We start from the raw sequence: 20,330 nt of genomic DNA on the forward strand, positions 1-20,330 counted from the left end.
ATCACGGAACACCAGCCCGGTGTTGTACTGGGCGGCGGCGAGTGGCTGGCGGTGCCTCTGCGGTCAGTACTGGGTGTTGAGATCCGTGCCCTTGGGAGCCCGCCAGCAGCCGGAGACGATGTTGATCAGGATCTTCGGTTCCTTCTCGTGGCCGACTGTCGGGCTCGATACCCAGAGTTCGGCGTTCACGGAGAAGGGCTCGGTCTTGGAGTCCGCCGTGAGTTCGAGGGTCTTGTCCCGGCTCTTGTTCGGGCCGTACTGGACGATCTTCCACCCCTTCCCGGGAAGGCCGTCCCGCAGCCGCTGGAAGCCTGCCTTCAACTCGTCCTCGGACACGTCGTAGACCGACCATGGGTGAACGGTTTGGTAGAGGTGCTCGGGGTCCTGGTCACAGGTGGAGATGCTCGGGCCCGGCTCGGTGACTTTAGCGGAGGGGATGTTGATCAAGTCGTAGATCTGACTGGATACGGCCTTCGCCTTCTCACGAGCTTTGTCCACGTCGAGGACGGTGGGCTTCGAGCTGGTCGTCTCGTGCGTTGCCGCGGCGTCTGCTTTGTGATCCATAGTGTTCGAGCAACCTGTTCCGGTGAGGGAGAGGGCGGTGATAGTGACCGCGATGCCAAGCCGATTGCCCCGGGAGCGGTGACGGGAGGGGGGAATCAATTGTCCTCCTGGACCTTGTCATAGCGGCCGACGACTACCGCTGCCTGGTTCTTGAGGCTGTCCGATCTTTCGTCCCAGTAACCGCTGTGACCGCTGGTGTCGACGTGCATCCTGTGGGCACCGAATGCCTCGTCTGACGGGACTGTCTGGACGTAACCGGCATCGTAGGGCAGCCCGTGGAAGGTCTGGACGCCCCACTTGTAGCCACCGAGGTGGGCGACTTTGCCGCCCAGTGGGACCGCGTCGTCGCCTGCGGCCTCGGACCACACGTGGTTCTTGCCGACGTCCAGATCACTCGCGTCGCCGACCAGCATGCCGGGGCTGCCCGCCACGACGATGTCATCCGCAGCAAAGTGCCCGGGGGCCTTGGACGCGGCGCCGACGGTGGTGGATCCGTAGCTGTGGCCGATGACAGTGGTGTGGCTGGCGTCCGGGCCGCCCTGGACCGTCTGCAGACCGTCCAGGAAATTGTTGAGCTTGGGTGCGCCCTCGTAGGCCCAGTGCTTCTCCATGGCCTCGGGGACGATGCTCTGCGGGGCGTCGTATCCGATCCACGTGATCGTTGAGGTTGACTGGCTCACTGACATGCCGTGGGCTTCCTTCCACACCCGCGTCATGCGCCCGATGTCCCCTCCGGCCCCCTCAAGCTTCGACTTCGTCCCCGGCACATACACAGCCGTGTTGTCCGCCGTGTCCGGGTTGCCGTTCGCCAGGATGACGTGTCCGTTGCCCTTGAGGTCGAAGCCCAGCAGGTAGGCCGACGGCAAGCCGTCGATGCCAGTCTGGTCGAAGCGGGACTCGATGGCGTCCATGCCCGTGAGCTGGTTTTTGAACCGCGTGCCGCCCTTGGCGTTCCATATGTTCCACTCCGGGTTGCTGCAGGTCCTCCCAGCCTCGTTGAGGATCGTCTTGGGTGGCTCCGGACCCAGCGCGTCAAGCTCGCTCTTGACCTGGACACGCGACTCGTCCAGCACGATCCGGTTGGACGAGTCACGGACCACGCTTGGTAGTCCGTCGAGCGCACCGATCTCTGCCGGATACACCGTCTGATACTCCTCGCGCTCCTCCTGCGTGAGGCCGTCCCACCACTTCTTGTTGTCAGCCGGGGACTTGCCTTGCGGAATGCTGTCCTTGCTGAGGTAGGTTCCCACCGTCTTCTGGACATCGCCCATGTCGTGGGCCTCGTCCAGGAGCATGTCGTCGGTGACGGCCAAGCCGTCCGGGGCCTTCAGCTCGCGCAGGATCTTCGCGTACCGGTTGTCGATCTCGATGGCGCTGTTCGCCGCCTGCGAGATGCGCTCGGCGATGTCCTCGGCCTTGCCCTTGTTGGGGTCGCCATTAGCCTCGCCCGCGCCGGGCAGGTACGGGACCGGGGCGCCCGGCTTGGCGGTTCCGGTGCCGGAGGGGGTGCCGGGGGCCATGGGAAGCTCGGTGCTCCTCGGGTACTCGACCGAGCCGTCCTCGTTGACCGTGAACTTGAGATCGGCCGCGTCGTCGAGGGCCTGCTTCAGCTTCTTCTGGGCACCCGACAGTTCCGAGGCGAGAGCGTTCAGGGTCGTACGGACGAGACCACATTCGCTATGGATGTACTGGTAGTTCTGGCCCAGCCGGGTCAGATCCCGCTCAGCCGAGGTCTGCGCCTCGCCTTTCTGCGTAGCACGGAGCGGGCTGGCCATCTCCTGATCGGTCCGGATGCGTGCGGCGTCGGCCCGGTTGCTGACCATGCTCCAGCCGTCGGCCGCGTTCTCGTACTCGGTTAACTTCGCGTCACGCAGCTGCTGCCATGTGGGCATGCTTGCCTCACCGCGCCCAATCGGGCTTGTTGCCGCCCACGTTCACGCCGTTGACCTTGCCTGCGACGGCGGGATCGATCTCGCCGAAGACTCGGCCGGCCTTGGCGAGCGCGCCGTGCAACCGGTCACACTCGTTGCGCACCGAGGTCAGCCGCTTCTCCCAAGTGGGCAGGATCTCGTTCAGCGCGGCGGTGCTCGTGAAGCCGTCGGTCCCACCCTTGACACCCTCGTGGGCCGTCTTGAGTTCCGTCAGCCCCGCGTTCGTGACCGTCCGCAGATCCTGAGCCACGCCGGAAGCCTTGGTCCACGGACCCTTCGACGCCTTCAGGTCAGGAGCCGACCCGCCGGGGGTACAGCTCGATCCCCCGCCTCCCGGATCAGCCAGATGGTCGATCTGCATCCGCTGGGCCGCACCTGCCTTGAGCTGCTCCCACTCGTCCCACGCCATGCGTGGCCCCTCCCCGTATCTCGTTGCACGTCGCCGAGTTGTTGTCAACGTGCGACCGCGATGCTGCGGTGGTCGAGGAGCACAGTAGTAACGCTGCGTCGAGTGCCCCATCCGTATCAGCCACCAGCCCGTCTGAGTAGGCGTACTCAGACAGCGCCAGGTCCTCGATCGGACGGGGGGCGGTTGTCCGGTGGGACCGGTGGCCCGTACGACGAGGGCGTAAACCCACGGGCGGGGTAGTGCCCTTGGCCCGGGGTGGGCGCGGTCGTTGGGAACGGCGCTGCGGTTGTCCGACGCTTCCGGATGACGACGGCAACCGCGATCCCTAGTCCGAGAAGTACGACAGCGCCGACGCCCAGCACTATCCAGGAGGTGCTGCTGTCCTGGGACGCTGACGCCACCGCAGGCGAGTTGCCACCCTTTGCCCAAGCATCCGAGCCTTCAGATCCCGATACCTTCGGCGAAGCCGACTGAGACGCCGCTGTCTTGGAATCGGGGAGTGGGTAGATGTTCGCCGGGCCGGGATCGCCGGGGTTCTGCAGGGCGATTCTCGGACGGACGATGCCGTATCCGATGGCGTCGTTGCGCTTGGCGCCGCTGGTGGGGGCGCCGATGGTGTTGAGCATTACGCGGAGGACCTGGTTGTTGGTCCAGTCCGGGTACTTGGACCAGATCAGGGCAGCGCTGGCCGAAGCGAGGGCGGTGGCATCGCTTGTTCCATGGGTCTCGCACAGTCCGGTCTTGCTTCCACAAGCGTGGACCATGTCCTCGCCGGGTGCGGCCATGTCCACCTGTGACCCGGTCTCGGATTCAGTAGTCCTGTGGAGATCCTTACCCACGGCCGCGACACCGACCACGCCCGGCGTGGCAGCCGGGTACATCACCTCGTTGGCCCCGCCTCCGTCGTTTCCGACGCCGGCGAAGATCAAAGATCCCTTGTCGAGAGCGTATGTGACCGCTGTGGTCAGCTGCGGTGAGCCTTCCGGTGCGGCCTGGGAGATGTTGATGACCTTCGCATGCTCATCGGCGGCGTATCGGATCGCTTGTGCGACAGCCTCGTTGAAGCGTCTGTCTCCTTCTGCCTCATTGGCTGCCGTGTCTCCCTTCGGCAAGCGGATCGGGAGAATCTTGACACCGGGGGCGAGACCGAAGGCGCCGTTTCCCCCGCCGTACGCGCCGGTTCCGGCGATCAGGCCGGCCATGCCAGTGCCGTGTCCCTCGTAGTCGGTGTGCTCGTCACCTGGCTGGTCTGGGGCGAGATCCTTGCCTTTGAGTACCTGGCCCTTCAGGTCGGGATTGGTGGGATCGACGCCGGTGTCGATCACTGCGACCGTAACGCCCTTGCCGGTGCTGGTCTGCCACATCTGCTCGGCCTTCATAGCGTCGAGGAACCACTGCTCCCTGCGCGTCGACTCCGCTTGCACCGGTGCTGCGGCGGCGCCCACCAACAGCAGACCCACGGCAGCCGATACCGCAGCCCAACGGTGCCGGTGACGCATTCCGTTGGCGAGCATGTATGTCCCTCTCACTGTTGCTGACCTGTCAGTCGACTACTGGCGGCACATAGCGACGGTCCTGCTGCCGCCGTACTTCATCCTCGTCTTCGGTGCGGTTGTTGCGTCCACTCCGTCTCGTGTCCTCACGTCGGGTGGATGCCGCCTGAGGCGCTTGCCGCGTGCCACCGCTACGAGCGCCAGCACCTCGCGCGGCGGTAGGTTTCCCGCCCGAGATTCCCCCTCGCTCCACAGCCCCGCCTACCGCGGAAGACGAACGAGCACCCGTACGCCCCGGCTGCTTCGTGTTGTCGCCGATCACACCACTGTTCCGCACGGGGAGACGGCTGCCTGGCCCCGTTGCTTGCCGCCCTGCCACCTGCCCCGAAGAGCGAGCGCCCGCAGCAATCCCCACCGGACCGCGAGCGGTCGGTTCCTCAGCACCCACGACGGTCCCCCTGGGGATGGCACCCGACGAGTTGCCCGCAGGAGACGGAACCGGTCGGCCACCGATGACGCCGCGGCTACCGCTCTGCATACGGCCTGGCGTGGACGGGGTTGCTCCCTGTTCAGGCAGAGCCGAGGTCCGGCCTCCGAGTTCAGGCATGGCCGGAGTCCGGCCTCCGATTGGTGTCTGCCGCAGGCCGGGGGGTTCCGAGGGCACACTCGGGCCCAACCGGCCCGAAGGCATTCTTGGGCTCAATGGGCCCGGGGTCACTTTCGGCCCGCCAGCGATGGGCGACGGAAGCATCCCCGTCGTCGGCGTGGCCGGTGTGGCACCCGCGTCAGCATGGCTTGGGCCCGGGAGACCGCCCATGGTGCTCGGCGTGTGCGGCGCTTGCGGCAGGGAAGCCACCGAGTCGATGCCCATCCGCGTGGGCTGCTCTGCCTCCACCGGCACGACGTGCGCAGGTGATGCCACAACCGGCGACTTTCGCACGTCGCCGCCAGCGGCCGTGGTACCCGTGGAACTGTCCCGGCCTTGCGCCACGTGCACGACGCCAGCACCGTCAGGCGAGGAGGCGGCCCCCGGAGCAATCCCACCGGGGCGGGCCTTGGCCTCGCTACCGTCAATCGACCGGGTTCCTCCCGGCACGAGCGCCGTCGGTGGCGGCGGAAACTTCGGCCGCTCCAGCCTGTTCATCTGGGTGGCCGACCACTCGTAGGTCTGCCCCAGCTTCCGCATCTGCGCCGCCGCCTCCAGGCGGACCTTCTCCTTGTGTGCTGCCAGTGCGGCCGGCTCGCTGTCGGGCTTGGTGCTCACCGCTCCCGTGTCCGGGTCGTTGTGTGCCGCGTTCGCCGCGTCCGGGTTCGCCTGCGCGCCCTTGGTGTCGCGCGGGATCGATGCCTGCGCGTGCGCGATCGCCCCGGACGCCTCGCTCAGCCACTTCCCAGCGCCTTCGCTGAAGTCACCAAGGCGCAGAGTGGAGTTGGCCAGGTCGGCGGACCAGGTGCGGAACGCGTGCGCGCCCTCACCCTTCCATTCCACCCATTGTGGGCGGACCTTGAGTTCCTCGGCGATCTTGCGGATCTCCTTGGCGGCCGCGGTGAGTCGGTCCGCGGCGGCCTGCACCATGCCGGGGTCGGCCTGGTCGAGCCACGCCAGCATCTGCTCGTGGCTCATGTCCTCGAAGGCCGTACCGCCGCCGGATCCCTTGCCAGACATCAGAACGCCCCCGCTCCCGTCCGTCCCATCAGATCGAACCGCCCGCGTCGCCGCCCGCCTGCGCCGGCTTCGACGGCTGCCCCGTCTGCGTCCCGTTCCCGCCGCCGTGGGCCTTGCTCAGCCCCTCGGGGTCGTAGCCGCCGCCGTAGTTCTTCGTCGTCTCCGCGCTGATCGCCGCCATGCGGTCACGGACGTCCAGATCGACGTTCTGGTAGCCCTTGTGCGAGGCCATGACCGCGATGCCCATGCCCTCCATGGAGTCCGACAGCAGCTTTGACAGCGTCTCCAACTCGCTGATCACCGTCTCGTACGTGCTGAACAGTCCGGCCGCCTCTGCCCACGCCCCGGCCCCGCCCCCGAACTGATGGCGTGCGAGCTGTTCCTGCCCGATCTTGCCCGGACCTGCCTGCGAGCCCTTCAGGTCGTGGACCAGAGTGTCGACGCGCTTTTGGAAGGTGGTGAACGACGACAGTTCCGTGGCCACATCGGCGACGGCTTCGCCTGCCACGTCGAACAGGCCAGACGTCCACGACGACGTGCCCGACGTCGCTCCGCCATCGCTCGGACGCACAACACCCTCCCCGATCGTCAGAACAACCAACGGCTCACATCCGCACCAGCAACTTTAACTACCAGCAGTGACAGACCATGGTCGCCGCGTAGCGGTGAGCGGCCGAGAACAGGCCATCCACGCAGGGCCGCCTCGCCCGCAGTCACGAGGGCGGCGACTCATCAGGCATGCCACCACCCAACACCCCGGCGTGATGAGGCACATGAGTACTTGTGCTCAGGTGCAGGCGCTCGGCCGTTCTGAATGGCCGATACCCGACAGTGGGTGGCGCAGAGGTGACCTTGACCGGACCGGCTTCACGACTTCCTGCGCGATTACGTCCGCGGTCTCGCTGACGAAGGGGACAGCATGGATCACGTACCGGCCGTCCCATCGGCGCCGGTGTTCACGGCAGGCTCGAACCCTTGCCCGGGGCCTTCACGGAGCCCTCCTGGCGCATGACAAAGGCGGGGTCCGAAAACCCCGCCCGCACGCAACGAAACCCCAGCTCAGGGCCAGACAAGGCAATAAGGCTGATGCCCCGCCTCATGAAGCCGATGCGAGAAGTCCTGCCACTCGTGCAGCAGCTGGTACACATTGAACGCGTCCCGAGGCCCCCCTCGATCCGGCACCGTCGACCAGATGAAGGCCGCCGCGCCGACCGCCTCCTCGCCGATGCCGCGCAGGGGGTCGACGACCGTCATGGGGAGTTTGACGACCGCGTAGTCCGGGTGCAGGACGACCAGTTCCAGGGGCGGGACCTTGTGCAGGGGGACGCCTTCGATGCCGGTCAGCACCATCGCGGCCATCGTCTCCGGCTTGATCTTGGTGAACATGCCGTTCATGCCCAGCTCGTCGCCGCCGAGTTCCTCGGGGCGCATCGAGATGGGGACGCGGGCCGCGGTCGCGCCGTCCGGCGCGCCGAAGTATTTGTACGTCACCCCCACCCGACCACCATTCCTGCTCCCCGCCCAAAGGCGCTCACCCGGGGCACCCCGCGTCTGATGTGCGTCAGTCTGACGTGTCTCGGTCGTTTCCTCCGCGTCGCGCCGGTGCCTTCCCCGCCGGGCACGTCGAGGACCCAGGTCATCAGTCCCCTCGCCCAGTCCGCCACCGCGATGCATATCTCCACCCGACTGCTTTTCTAGGACGCGTGGCCCCCGCCGCGCAACCCGATCATCGTGTCAGTGACCTCCCCCACGGCCGCCCGCCGAAACGTGCGGTGGAACAACAGTCCACGGGTTCTTCCCGGCCTCTGAACCATCCCCTGATCATTACGTGCGTGAGGGCTGTGTGTATCAGGTCTCAGTCTCGCAGATGGCGGATCGCGGTGGCGGGGACGACGGCGGCGGATGGCGCTTCGATCTTGAGGCGGACCGCGCTCCCGCCGGGCCGCGGCCTACCCTGAGGAGGTCACCCCGCAACCGGAGTCCGAGAAGCCGGAGTAGCCGCACGTCATGAGTGCCCTGAGCGAAACGCCCTATCCCTACGATGCGCCCGTCTCCCAGGCGCTCTTCGACCGCGCCTCAGCCGTCACGCCCGGCGGTGTGAACTCCCCGGTGCGCGCCTTCCGCGCCGTCGGCGGCACGCCTCGTTTCATGGTGTCCGGCCGCGGCCCGTACCTCACCGACGCCGACGGGCGCGAGTACGTCGACCTGGTCTGCTCCTGGGGGCCGATGATCCTGGGGCATTCGCACCCCGAGGTCATCGCGGCCGTCCAGGAGGCCGTCGCGCGCGGTACGTCCTTCGGCACGCCCGGCGAGGGCGAGGTCGCGCTCGCCGAGGAGATCGTCGCCCGGGTCGAGCCCGTCGAGCAGGTGCGGCTGGTCAGCAGCGGGACCGAGGCGACCATGAGCGCCATCCGGCTCGCCCGCGGATTCACCCAGCGGTCCAAGGTCATCAAGTTCGCCGGCTGCTACCACGGGCACGTGGACGCGCTGCTCGCCGCCGCCGGGTCCGGGGTCGCCACCTTCGCGCTGCCCGACACCCCGGGTGTCACCGGCGCCCAGGCCGGCGACACGATCGTGCTGCCGTACAACGATCTGGAGGCGGTGCTGGAGGCCTTCCACCGGCACCCCGGTGAGATCGCCTGTGTGATCACCGAGGCCTCGCCCGGCAACATGGGCGTCGTGCCGCCGGACCCCGGGTTCAACCAGGGGCTCAGGGACGCCTGCCGGAAGAACGGCGCTCTCTACATCTCCGACGAGGTCATGACCGGGTTCCGGACCAGCCGCGCCGGGTGGTACGGGATCGACGGCGTCAAGCCCGACCTCATGACCTTCGGGAAGGTCATGGGCGGTGGGTTCCCCGCCGCCGCCTTCGGCGGGCGGGCCGACGTCATGGCTCACCTCGCGCCCGTCGGGCCCGTCTACCAGGCCGGCACGCTGTCCGGGAACCCGGTCGCCACCGCCGCCGGGCTCGCCCAGCTGCGGCTCCTGGACGATGTCGCGTACGACAAGGTCGACGCCGTGTCCGCGCAGATCCAGGCCCTCGTCACCGAGGCGCTGAGCAAGGAGGGCGTCGCGCACCGGGTGCAGAGCGCCTCCAACATGTTCTCCGTCTTCTTCACCGACCGGCGGGTGCGCACTTACGAGGACGCCAAGCGGCAGGAGTCCTTCCGCTTCACGGCGTTCTTCCACTCCCTCCTCGCGAACGGCGTCTATCTGCCGCCGTCGTCCTTCGAGTCCTGGTTCGTGTCCACGGCCCACGACGAGCGGGCCCTCCAGAAGATCGCCGACGCCCTTCCGGCGGCGGCCCGAGCGGCTGCGGAGGCCACCGCGTGAGCATCAGCGACAGCGGCAGCGACGCGAGCAAGGACGTCACCGTCGTTCATCTCATGCGGCACGGTGAGGTAGAGAACCCGACGGGGGTTCTGTACGGGCGGCTGCCCGGCTACCACCTGTCCGAGCTGGGCCGGCGGATGGCCGACCGGGTCGCCGAGCACCTCGCCGACCGGGACGTCACCCACGTCGTGGCCTCGCCGCTGGAGCGGGCGCAGGAGACGGCCACCCCGATCGCCAAGGCGCACGGGCTCGACCTGGACACCGACGAGCGGCTCATCGAGGCCGACAACGTCTTCCAGGGCAAGACCTTCGGTGTCGGCGACGGCGCGCTGCGCAAGCCCGACAACTGGAAGCACCTCGTCAATCCGTTCCGGCCGTCCTGGGGCGAGCCGTACGTCGACCAGGTCGTGCGGATGATGGGCGCGCTGAACGCGGCCAAGGACCGGGCGCGCGGGCACGAGGCGGTGCTGGTCAGTCATCAGCTGCCGATCTGGATCGTCCGGTCCTATGTCGAGCGGCGCCGGCTGTGGCACGATCCGCGCAAGCGGCAGTGCACCCTCGCCTCCCTGACGACGTTCACCTACCTCGGCGACAAGATCGTGTCGGTCGGCTACAGCGAGCCCGCCATCGATCTCGTCCCGGCCCATCTGCGGGCCGGCGCCAAGCCGCAGAAGGGTAAGAACGCGGCTCAGGGGAAGGCGTTCGGGGCCTGACCACCGGCGGGAAACCAGCTCGACACCGTTTCGTGACGGTCCGTTTGGCGCCGCTTAACATGCCTTTGCCGCAACTATTGCGAAAAACATAAGAATTATCGGAACCTCCCCGATCGCCGTGCCCTCTGAGTGGGTGACCACACCAGCAGGCGCGACGAATCGGGGATTTTCCATGCGCACCGTCTCCCGGACCCTTTCCCGCCGGGGAGCACTCGGCCTCGGCGCGGGTGCCGCGGCCGCCGCCACTCTCGCCGGCTGCGGCAGCCACACGTCATCGGACGGCAACGGGGGTGCGTCCGGTTCCGGTGACGGCAAGAACGGGCAGGGCGGGGACGCGGGCGACGCACCCCAGGGCCGGCTCATCGGGGACGGCTCCACCTCCTTCACCGGCAAGCAGCCGCACCAGCCGGCCAAGCCCGAGCCGCTGGAGCCGGGCCAGACCCCGCCGCAGTTCGTGGTCTTCTCCTGGGACGGTGCCGGCGAGGTCGGCAACGGACTCTTCCCGCGCTTCCTGGACCTGGCCAAGGAGCACGGCGCGAGCATGACCTTCTTCCTGTCGGGCCTTTACCTGCTGCCCGAGTCGAAGAAGCGCCTGTACGCCCCGCCGAACAACCGCATCGGCGCCTCCGACATCGGCTACCTCACCGACGAGCACGTCAAGGCGACGCTGACCAACGTCCGCCGGGCCTGGCTCGAGGGCCACGAGATAGGCACCCACTTCAACGGCCACTTCTGCGGTGAGGCCCACACCTCGGTCAAGTGGTGGACGCCCCAGCAGTGGCACAGCGAGATCAAGCAGGCCAAGGCCTTCGTCAAGGAGTGGAAGACCAACACCGGCTTCACCGACATGCCGGCGCTGCCGTTCGACTACGAGAAGGAACTGGTCGGCGGCCGTACGCCCTGTCTGCTCGGCCAGGACAACCTGCTGCCCACCGCCCGCGAGCTGGGCTGGCGCTACGACGCCTCCTCGCCCGGCGGCCTGCAGACGTGGCCGGTGAAGCGGAAGGGGCTGTGGGACCTGCCGCTGCAGGCGATCCCCTTCCCCGGGCGCAAGTTCCAGGTCCTGTCGATGGACTACAACATGATGTACAACCAGTCGCAGAACTCGACCAAGGCGCCGGCCTCCAACTACCCGGCCTGGCGCGAGCAGTCGGCCGGGGCGTACATAGCCGGCTTCCAGCGGGCGTACGAGACGAACCGGGCGCCGTTCTTCATCGGCAACCACTTCGAGCACTGGAACGGCGGGATCTACATGGACTCCGTCGAGCAGGCCTTCAAGCACATCGCGCGCGAGAAGGAGAAGGGCGCCGACGTCCGCCTCGTCTCCTTCCGGCAGTTCGTCGACTGGATCGACGTGCAGAAGCCCGAGGTGCTCGCCAAGCTGCGCACGCTGGCTCCCGGGCAGCAGCCCGCCGGCGGCTGGAAGACCTTCCTCGCCTAGTACCCCGCGTGCCTCTCGTTCGACCCCTTGCCGGAAATGTCCCGTGTAAATAGCTCCTGAAATGCGGTTTTCCGCCCGGCAGGGGGGTGCGCGAGATCCTCGGAACTGGCATGCGAAACTTTTCACATGAGTACCCGTAGCCGCGCCGCCCTGCTGAGCGCCGTGGCCGCCATCGCGGCCCTGACCCTGTCCGCGTGCGGCAAGGGCGGCACCTCCGGCGGCGGTGGCAACACCAACTTCGTCACCGGCAACAACGGCATCGCCACCGCCCCCGTGGGCAAGCGCGACGCGGCCCCGGACCTGTCCGGCAAGACCATCGACGGCAAGACCCTGGACGTCGCCTCCTTCAAGGGCCAGGTCGTCGTCGTCAACGTCTGGGGCTCGTGGTGCAGCCCGTGCCGGGAAGAGGCGCAGTACTTCGCCAAGGTCTCCCGGCAGTACGAGGGCAAGGGCGTGCAGTTCGTCGGGATCAACACCCGCGACACCAGCACCACGCCCGCGGTGAACTTCGAGAAGGAGAACGGGATCGGCTACCCGAGTCTGTACGACCCGACGGGCAAGCTGATGCTCCGCTTCAAGAAGGGCACCCTCAACCCGCAGCTGATCCCCTCCACGCTCATCATCGACAAGCAGGGGAAGGTCGCCGCGCGGGCCCTGGAGGCGCTCGACGACACGGCCCTGCTGAAGATGCTCAAGCCCGTCCTGGCGGAGAAGTGACGTGAGCGGGCTGCTGACGCTGGCTGCTACGGGCCAGAACCAGACGGTGCTCAACGGCGCCCTGCTGATCGCCCTGCCGGTGGCGCTGCTCGGCGGGCTCGTCTCCTTCTTCTCGCCCTGCGTGCTGCCGCTGGTGCCCGGCTACCTCTCCTACGTGACCGGAGTCGCGGGCACGGACCTGGGCGAGGCCCGGCGCGGGCGGATGGTCGGCGGAGCCGCGCTGTTCGTGCTCGGCTTCAGCGCCGTGTTCGTCTCCAGCGGGGCGCTGTTCGGCTACTTCGGTTCGAACCTGCAGGAGTACCAGGACACGCTGTCCAAGGTGCTCGGCATCGTCATGATCGTCATGGGCGTCTTCTTCATGGGACTGATGCCCTGGCTCACCCAGCGCGAGTTCCGCTTCCACAGGCGGCCGACCGCCGGACTGCTCGGCGCGCCCGTCCTCGGCGCCCTGTTCGGCATCGGCTGGACGCCCTGCATCGGCCCGACCCTCGCGTCGGTGAACCTGCTCTCCATGAACCAGTCGAGCGCCGGGCGCGGCTCGGTGCTGATGATCGCCTACTGTGTCGGCCTCGGCGTGCCGTTCGTGCTCGCCGCCGTCGCCTTCCGCAAGGCGCTCGGCGCGTTCGCCTGGGTCAAGCGCCACTATGTGTGGGTGATGCGCATCGGCGGCACGATGATGATCGTGACCGGTGTGCTGCTGCTGACCGGTGCCTGGAACAGCCTGGTGCAGCAAATGCAGACCTGGTCCAACGGCTTCACTGTGGGGATCTGATCGATGAGCGACACGGCAACCGACAAGAGCCAGGACCTGGAGGACCGCCAGGAGGATCTCGGCGCGGCCGGCTCCCAGCTGTCCACCGCGCCGAAGGAGGAGATCTCCCTCGCACCCGGCCTCGGCGTCATCGGCTGGGCCCGCTGGTTCTGGCGGCAGCTGACCTCCATGCGGGTCGCGCTGCTGCTGCTCCTGCTGCTCTCGCTGGGCGCGATCCCCGGCTCGTTGATCCCGCAGACCGGCGCCGACATCAACAAGGTCGACGACTTCCGCAAGGCCCACACGACCCTCGCGCCGATCTACGACAAGCTCGGCCTGTTCCACGTCTACAGCTCGGTGTGGTTCTCCGCGATCTACATCCTGCTGTTCGTCTCCCTCATCGGCTGCATCATCCCGCGCACCTGGCAGTTCGTCGGCCAGCTGCGCGGCCGCCCGCCGGGCGCGCCCAAGCGGCTGAACCGGTTGCCCGCGTACACCAGCTGGCGCACCACGGAAGACCCCGAGAAGGTGCGCGAGGCCGCGCTCGCGCTGCTCAGGAAGAAGCGCTTCCGCGCGCATGTGGCCGGTGACGCCGTAGCCGCCGAGAAGGGCTATGTGCGCGAGCTGGGCAACCTGGCCTTCCACCTCGCCCTGATCGTGCTGCTGATCGCCTTCGCCTGGGGCCAGCTGTACAAGTCGGACGGCACCAAGCTGGTCGTCGAGGGCGACGGCTTCTCCAACTCCATCATCCAGTACGACGACTTCAAGTCCGGCAGCCTGTTCAGCAACGACGACCTCGTGCCGTTCAGCTTCGACCTGAAGCAGTTCCGGGGCACCTACGAGGTGAGCGGTCCCAACAAGGGCACGCCGCGCACCTACCAGGCGAAGATCGCGTACAGCGCGGGTGCGTTCGGCAAGGAGAAGTCGACCACCGTCAAGGTCAACGAGCCGCTGCACATCGGCGACGCCAAGGTCTACCTCGTCAGCCACGGTTACGCGCCCGTCATCACCGTCCGCGACGGCAAGGGCAAGGTGGTCTACCAGGACGCCGTGCCGCTGCTGCCGCTCGACGGCAACGTCACCTCCAACGGCGTGATCAAGGTGATGGACGGCTACAAGAACGCGCGGGGCCAGTCGGAGCAGCTCGGCTTCCAGGCCTTCTTCGTGCCGACCTTCGACGCGAAGAGCGGCACGATGCTGTCGCAGTTCCCGGCGCTGCTGAACCCGCTGCTCGCCCTGAACGCCTACCACGGCGACCTCGGCGTCGACTCGGGCATTCCGCAGAGCGTGTACCAGCTCGACAAGACGCACATGAAGGCGTACAAGGACGCCAAGAACCAGCCGCTGAAGAAGCTTCTCCAGCCGGGCGACACCCTCACGCTGCCGAACGGCGCAGGGTCGGTCACCTTCGAGAAGGACATCAAGCAGTGGGCCGGCTTCGAGATCGTCCAGGAGCCCGGCAGCATCTGGGCGCTGGGCGGCGCGATCACCGCGATCTTCGGTCTGGCCGCGTCCCTGTTCATCCAGCGCCGCCGGGTGTGGGTGCGCGCGGTGCGCGGCGCCGACGGCGTGACGGTCGTCGAGATGGCCGGGCTCGGCCGCAGCGAGTCCGCCAAGGTGCCCGAGGAACTGGGCGACCTCGCCGGAACCCTGTACGACCAGGCGCCGGGAGCCCCCGACGCCGACGCCGACTCCACCGAATCTTCCGTCGTACCTGCCGAAGGGGCTGAGAAGTGACTCTCGCCGCCGCAACCGAGCTCGCTGCCGCGACCAACGAACACCTGGCGAGCATCAGCAACACGCTGATCTACTCGTCCATGGCCGTCTACACCCTGGCCTTCTTCGCGTACATCCTCGAATGGATCTTCGGCAGCCGCAGCAAGGTGGCCCGTACGGCCAACGCGCTGACCGACGCCGGCGAGGCGAAGGCGAGCGGCCCGGCCGTCACCGTCAAGCAGGCCGGCGGCACCGCCGTACTGGAGCGGCCCAAGGTCGTCGTCCGCGCCGCCTCCGGCGCCCGGGACGTGCCGGACGGTCCCGGCGCGCACGGCGGCGACGCCCAGGGCGACCTGTTCGGCCGGGTCGCGGTCTCCCTCACGGTGCTCGCGTTCCTCGTGGAGCTGAGCGGCGTCATCGCCCGCGCGGCCTCCGTGGAGCGCGCCCCGTGGGGCAACATGTACGAGTTCAACATCACCTTCTCCACGGTCGCCGTCGCCGTGTACCTCACGCTGCTGGCGCTGAAGAAGAACGTGCGCTGGCTCGGCCTGTTCCTGGTCACCACGGTCCTGCTGGACCTGGGCCTCGCGGTCACCGTCCTGTACACCGCGAGCGACCAGCTGGTCCCGGCCCTGCACTCGTACTGGCTGTACATCCACGTCTCCACCGCGATCTTCTGCGGCGCGGTGTTCTACGTCGGCGCGGTCGCCACGATCCTGTACCTGTTCAAGGACGCCTACGAGACCAAGCTCCAGAACGGCGGCAAGCCCGGCGCCTTCGCGACCTCGGTGCTGGAGCGGCTGCCCGCCTCGGCGTCCCTGGACAAGTTCGCCTACCGGATCAACGCGGCGGTGTTCCCGCTGTGGACCTTCACGATCATCGCGGGCGCGATCTGGGCGGGCGACGCCTGGGGCCGGTACTGGAACTGGGACCCGAAGGAGACCTGGTCCTTCATCACCTGGGTCGCCTACGCCTGCTACCTGCACGCGCGCGCGACGGCCGGCTGGAAGGGCCGCAAGGCGGCCTACCTGGCGATGATCGCCTTCGGCTGCTGGCTGTTCAACTACTACGGCGTCAACATCTTCGTCACCGGCAAGCACTCGTACGCGGGCGTGTAACCCCTGACGGACTTCCTTACGGCACAGGCCGGTTGCCGTGACTCAGGTCACGGGAACCGGCCTTCGTCGTACGACGGGCAAGAGAGCGCGGACACACATCCGCGCAGCCGGATCCGGGCCGGGTACGCCGACGCCTTCGGCGCTCTCTTCGGCACCTGCGCGCGCTCCGTCCACAGCCACGCCTGGCGGCTGCGCGCCGACCGGAAGACCCTGCACCGGGTGATCGTGGACCGGGCCGGGCGGCGGCCGTGACCGGGTGCGTTTCCCCGGGCCGGGGCGCAGGCTGGTGTCATGAGCGGTTCCATCGCGCAGGGCGCCGGCCGGACCCGGGGGAACGCGCACATACTCCACTTCCTGGTGCGGCTCCCGCGACCCATGGGGGACGTCTGGCCGGCGGTGGCCACCGCCGAGGGGCTCGCGGGGTGGTGCGCCGCCGTCGATGTGCTCCAGCCCCGGCTCGACGGCGCGGTCGGCCTGGGGGAGCTGGGCTCCGGGCGGGTCACGGCCTGGGACGTGGACCGGGTCGCCGAGTACACCTTCGAGGGCGGCGGCCGGATCCGGTTCCATCTGGAGCGGGACGGGGACACGGCGAGCGTGCTGCGCTTCACCCGGGAGTACCGGGGCGAGGGCGAGTCCGAGGCCGACTGGCGGATTCGATTCGAACGACTTGTCGAACGACTCGGCTCCGCCTAGACCGGCGGCCCCGGCCCTCCTAGGCCGGGGGCAGGCACTCCTTCGCCGGCGGCTTCCCCTCCGGCCAGGCGATCCGTACGAAGCGCGAGCCGCCCTCCGGGGTCAGCTCGACGATCGGTACGGCCTTGTCGTACGGGTTGCCGTGGGCGTCCAGGCAGATCCAGCCGCTCGCCCCGTTCACCCGCAGCGACGAGCCCTTGACCTGCGGCCACTGGAGGCCGACGTCGGCGAGTTCGGGGATGGTCTTGCCGTCCGGCACCGCCTCGCGGATGCCGTGCACGGCCAGCCGCAGGGCGTCGTAGCCGATGATCAGCTGCCCGTCGTCCAGGGCGACCGAGCCGATCGGGCCCACCGGCGCCCGCTCGGCGGACGTCAGCAGGGCCTGGAGGGTGGCGAAGTCCGCCGCCGAGCCGCCCGTCGGCTGCGGGTCCTTCGTCCATTCGTCCGGGTGGGCGAGGGAGGTGAAGCGCACCGAGAGGTTGTGCCGCAGGGCGTCGCGGTTCAGGGCCTTCTCGTAGGTCAGATAGGAGGCCTCGTCACCGGTGAGCACGGTGAACTTCCGGTCCTGGCAGCCGCGTCCGCCCAACGCGTTGATGAACTGCCTGAGCTGCACGTGCCGGCCCGCGAACAGGATCGTGTCGGTCTCCCGCGAGGTGTCGCACACCAGGTTCGTGATCTGCCGGAAGGTGTTCGCGGTCGTCCCCTCCTGGCTGCGGTCGGCCGGCGGGGTGAACGGCTGCGGCTCGTACGGCGAGCCCTTGATCAGCGCCGCGAACGACTGCTGCAGCGTGCGCGTGTACGGGTCGCCGGGCTTGTCGTACACCAGCAGCGCCCTGCCCGCGGTCACCTTGGCGAACGAGGTGAGCGCGCGGGCCTCGTCGGTGTTGGTCGGCGCCACCCGGGCGAGCCCGGGGTAGGGGTCCTTGCCGTCCTGGCCGTTGGCGAGGTCGTCGGCGGTGATGGAGGAGCCGATCACCGGGATGTGCAGCCGGGTCAGCTCCGCGACGGCCGCCTTGTTGGGCTCGGTGCTCTGCCCGATGCCCGCCACCGCGCGCAGCCGGTCGGCGCTCGTCGTCATCCGCTCCAGCCGGTCCACCGTCTGCCGCCAGTACCCGCCCGTGGCCCCCGGGTTGGCGAGCACCAGCCGGATCTGCGGCGACTGCCCGTTGGAGTCGTGGTTGGCCTGGTACTGCGCCAGATAGGCGCCCTGCAGCTGGTGCTGGATGTCGTTCAGGCTCGTCGGGGAGGTGGAGGTGTACGGCAGCATCAGCGCGACCGTGACATAACTTCCCGGCTTGAGCTGGGAGTTCTCCCGGGCGATCGCCTGCACGGCGTCGCTCAGCCGGCTCTGCCCGAAGTCGTAGGCCGCCGGCCCCGTCGCCACGCCCACGCACTCGTCGCTGCCCGCCGGCCGGGACACCCCGGGCGCGCAGGAGCGGTCGTCGTGGGTGAGGACGCGGACCGCGAAGACCGCGCCGGTCACCAGGGCCGCCGCCAGCAGCAGGGCGAGATACCGGCGCAGCGGGATCTCCCACACGCCTTCGCGCAACCACGTCCCGACACCCCTGCGCGCCATCACGCCTCCCCGCTGTGGTCGTCCGGACCGCCGTCGCCGTCCCCGTCGCCGTCGTCCTCGGGTCCGGTCATGGGGCGCCCGGCGAGCGCCGCCGCCGGCCAGTCCCGGGAGGCCCGCCACAGCAGTGCGCCCGCCGCCGGCCGCAGATTGGACAGCTGCTCCAGCTCGAAGCGGAGCCGGTCGCACACCTGCGGGTCGGGCAGCACCAGCGGGTCCGCCAGCTGCCACACCGCGTGCAGCAACCGCCGTATCCGTAAGTGCAGCACGGCGTCCGCGCCCTCCGGTACGGCGTGTGCGGCGTCCGTGCGGCCGAGCGCCACCGCGGTCCTCCGGTCGCCGCGGCCGGTGAAGTCGCGGCCCTCGGCGTCGTGCGCGTGGAAGTAGGGCGCGGACGCGGCGAAGCGCAGCGTGTGCAGCCAGTCGCGGGTGTCGGCCGTGGGGAAGGTGTCCCGCAGATGGGCGACGGCGGACTCCGTGACACCCAGGGCGAGTTCGTGATGCAGCCGGAAGCGGGCGTCCTCGGGCGCGGTGTAGTGGGCGGCCAGCGTCTCGTGCGCGGTACGCCACGAGGCGTGGGCCGCCTCGTCCCCGTCCAGCAGATGCAGCCGGAGCAGCAGCAGGGTCCGTACGAACCGGTCCCCGACGAACCGGCCCGGCACGTCCGGCAGCCCCTCGGCCGCCAGCAGCGTCCGCAACTCCCGTACGCTCGCCGGTCCGAAGGTGTCCGGCAGCAGCGCGGACGCCACCGCACAGGCCGAGCCGTGGTCGTGGGCGGCGGCCAGCACGGTCAGCTCGGCGAAGTGCTCGGGCGGCACCAGCCGGTCCAGCAGCGCCTCGTAGGCGGGTGTGCCGGGCAGGTCCTCGGCGGGCCGCACCGGCGCGGTGAGCAGCTCGCCCAGTGAGGACGCCCCGGGCAGGTTCTGCGCGGCCGACTCGGCGAGCAGCACGATGCCCAGCGGGTTGCCGCCGGTCAACCGGTGCACGGCGTGCGGCAGATGGGGCGGCACCGGCAGGTCCCCGCAGACCGAGCCGACGATGTGCAGGGTGTCGTCCGGGCTCAGCGGTGTCAGCGCGACCAGCAGCGCCCGCGAGGAGGGTGCCGCGTCCGGCGTCCAGTCGGTGCGCCGGGCCACCTCCGCGAGCTCCCGCCGAGCCGCGCTGCGCAGTTCGTCGCGGCCCTCGCCGCGCCGGGCCGCGACGAACGCCACCTGGTCGGCGACGCCCTCGGCCCGGTCGCGCAGCACGGCGGCCACGAGCCCCGGGCCGGGCGCCGTCTGCGCGTTGTCCAGCAGCACCACAGGGCGGCCGAGGCGCTGCATCCGCGGCAGCACGCCGCTGTAGGCCTCCGTCAGGTCGGCCAGCAGCGCCCGCACCAGATGGCGCTCGGCGTGCTCGCGCGCGGGCCCGTCCTCGCGGAAGTGCCGGGAGAGCAGGATCAGCCCGCGTTGCGCGTGCCCGCCCGCGTTCGGGTACGTCCGGTACCACACGGACGCCTTCTGGTGCCGCCGGCTGGAGAAGCCCTCGGCGATCGACTCCAGGGTCGCCTCGATGGCGCCCGACACCAGCGGGCCGGTGCCGGTGGCCGCGGCGACCACCTTGGCCGCCACCTTCCCGGCCCAGCGCCCGGCGAACCCGCTGATCCACGAGCCGCTCTCGTTCAGCAGCAGGATCCGCTCGACCTCCCGGCGGATCCGCTCCGAGTCGGCGTCGCCCCAGCCGCCGGCGGCCACCGCGACCAGGCCCGACATCAGCCGCGGGAAGGTGATCCGCCCGGCGCCGGTCACCGGCTCCGCGAGCTGTTCGGCGATCACCAGCACGGCCTGGGCGAGCGGCGACCAGGACGCGGCGGGCCGGTCGGCGGGCGGCCGGGCGAACTGCTCCTCCGCGCAGTCGGCCAGCGCGACCGGCGTGTGCCCCTGGTAGGCGTCCCGCAGCTCGGCGAGGACCGCGCTCTTGCCGAGCCCCCGGGCACCGGTGAGCACCACGAAGGGCGGCTCGTCCGGGTGCTCCAGCGTGGCGGCGCGGTGGTGATGGGGGCGCAGGCCGATGAGCCGCGGCGCGAGACCGGCCGGATCGGCGTCGAACAGCGCCCCGCGCCCGTGCAACCGTCTGCCCACCCGATCGCCCCCCTCAACAGCAGTGTAAGAAGGGGGAGTTGCTTCGGGCCAGGGTCAGTGGTGTCCGTTGGGTTACGAAATCCGGTGATGTC

General features: G+C 69.2%; 17 protein-coding genes. 8 read left to right on the plus strand and 9 right to left on the minus strand.

The window, feature by feature from the left end; translation table 11 throughout:
- Positions 1-63: 63 nt before the first annotated feature.
- The 7 genes from ADK64_RS02505 to ADK64_RS02530 form a co-directional block, all read right to left on the minus strand.
- A complete protein-coding gene (locus tag ADK64_RS02505) occupies positions 64-564 on the minus strand; it encodes a hypothetical protein (RefSeq protein ID WP_053654487.1) in 501 nt (166 codons plus the stop codon).
- A 95-nt stretch (positions 565-659) separates the two neighbouring features.
- On the minus strand, positions 660-2,456 hold the full coding sequence (locus tag ADK64_RS02510) for an alpha/beta hydrolase (protein WP_053654488.1): 1,797 nt from the start codon (positions 2,454-2,456) through the stop codon (positions 660-662).
- A gap of 7 nt (positions 2,457-2,463) precedes the next feature.
- Complete coding sequence (locus tag ADK64_RS02515; RefSeq protein ID WP_053654489.1) at positions 2,464-2,904, minus strand: hypothetical protein; 441 nt, start codon at positions 2,902-2,904, stop codon at positions 2,464-2,466.
- 146 nt (positions 2,905-3,050) lie between these two features.
- Positions 3,051-4,418 (minus strand): type VII secretion-associated serine protease mycosin, encoded by a 1,368-nt coding sequence (gene mycP / locus ADK64_RS02520; RefSeq protein WP_053654490.1) that lies wholly within the window; start codon positions 4,416-4,418, stop codon positions 3,051-3,053.
- 28 nt (positions 4,419-4,446) lie between these two features.
- Positions 4,447-6,063 (minus strand): translation initiation factor IF-2, encoded by a 1,617-nt coding sequence (locus ADK64_RS45765; protein ID WP_159046144.1) that lies wholly within the window; start codon positions 6,061-6,063, stop codon positions 4,447-4,449.
- 28 nt (positions 6,064-6,091) lie between these two features.
- The gene (locus ADK64_RS02525; RefSeq protein ID WP_234384437.1) at positions 6,092-6,571 is read right to left on the minus strand and encodes a hypothetical protein; all 480 of its coding nucleotides are present in this window, start codon (positions 6,569-6,571) and stop codon (positions 6,092-6,094) included.
- Between the two features lie 551 nt (positions 6,572-7,122).
- On the minus strand, positions 7,123-7,560 hold the full coding sequence (locus ADK64_RS02530; RefSeq protein WP_003974483.1) for a hypothetical protein: 438 nt from the start codon (positions 7,558-7,560) through the stop codon (positions 7,123-7,125).
- Positions 7,561-8,079: 519 nt separating this feature from the next.
- Here ADK64_RS02530 and hemL point away from each other — a divergent pair.
- The 8 genes from hemL (at position 8,080) to ADK64_RS02570 (ending at position 16,545) form a co-directional block, all read left to right on the plus strand.
- A complete protein-coding gene (gene hemL, locus ADK64_RS02535; protein WP_053654579.1) occupies positions 8,080-9,396 on the plus strand; it encodes a glutamate-1-semialdehyde 2,1-aminomutase in 1,317 nt (438 codons plus the stop codon).
- Positions 9,397-9,449: 53 nt separating this feature from the next.
- Positions 9,450-10,109, plus strand: a complete 660-nt coding sequence (locus tag ADK64_RS02540; RefSeq protein WP_053654580.1) for a histidine phosphatase family protein — start codon at positions 9,450-9,452, stop codon at positions 10,107-10,109.
- A 172-nt stretch (positions 10,110-10,281) separates the two neighbouring features.
- Positions 10,282-11,550 (plus strand): hypothetical protein, encoded by a 1,269-nt coding sequence (locus tag ADK64_RS02545; protein ID WP_053654491.1) that lies wholly within the window; start codon positions 10,282-10,284, stop codon positions 11,548-11,550.
- A 126-nt stretch (positions 11,551-11,676) separates the two neighbouring features.
- Entirely contained in the window at positions 11,677-12,267 is a 591-nt protein-coding gene (locus ADK64_RS02550; protein WP_053654492.1) for a TlpA family protein disulfide reductase, read from the plus strand.
- A gap of 1 nt (position 12,268) precedes the next feature.
- Positions 12,269-13,039 (plus strand): cytochrome c biogenesis CcdA family protein, encoded by a 771-nt coding sequence (locus ADK64_RS02555; protein WP_053654493.1) that lies wholly within the window; start codon positions 12,269-12,271, stop codon positions 13,037-13,039.
- A 3-nt stretch (positions 13,040-13,042) separates the two neighbouring features.
- Positions 13,043-14,755 carry a cytochrome c biogenesis protein ResB gene (gene resB, locus ADK64_RS02560; protein WP_053654494.1) on the plus strand — a complete coding sequence of 571 codons (1,713 nt, stop codon included), beginning with the start codon at positions 13,043-13,045 and terminating at the stop codon, positions 14,753-14,755.
- Positions 14,752-15,852, plus strand: coding sequence for a c-type cytochrome biogenesis protein CcsB (ccsB, locus tag ADK64_RS02565; protein ID WP_053654495.1), 1,101 nt, complete (start codon positions 14,752-14,754; stop codon positions 15,850-15,852). Before resB ends, ccsB begins: the two co-directional genes overlap by 4 nt.
- 291 nt (positions 15,853-16,143) lie before the next feature.
- Positions 16,144-16,545, plus strand: a complete 402-nt coding sequence (locus ADK64_RS02570) for a hypothetical protein (RefSeq protein WP_053654496.1) — start codon at positions 16,144-16,146, stop codon at positions 16,543-16,545.
- A gap of 19 nt (positions 16,546-16,564) precedes the next feature.
- Here the strand turns inward: ADK64_RS02570 and ADK64_RS02575 are convergent, their stop codons facing one another.
- Entirely contained in the window at positions 16,565-18,121 is a 1,557-nt protein-coding gene (locus tag ADK64_RS02575) for a hypothetical protein (protein WP_053654497.1), read from the minus strand.
- Positions 18,121-20,238 carry a hypothetical protein gene (locus ADK64_RS02580; protein WP_053654498.1) on the minus strand — a complete coding sequence of 706 codons (2,118 nt, stop codon included), beginning with the start codon at positions 20,236-20,238 and terminating at the stop codon, positions 18,121-18,123. Before ADK64_RS02580 ends, ADK64_RS02575 begins: the two co-directional genes overlap by 1 nt.
- Between the last annotated feature and the right edge of the window lie 92 nt (positions 20,239-20,330).

Origin of the sequence: Streptomyces sp. MMG1121 (genome assembly GCF_001280015.1) — a bacterium.
Lineage (GTDB): Bacteria > Actinomycetota > Actinomycetes > Streptomycetales > Streptomycetaceae > Streptomyces.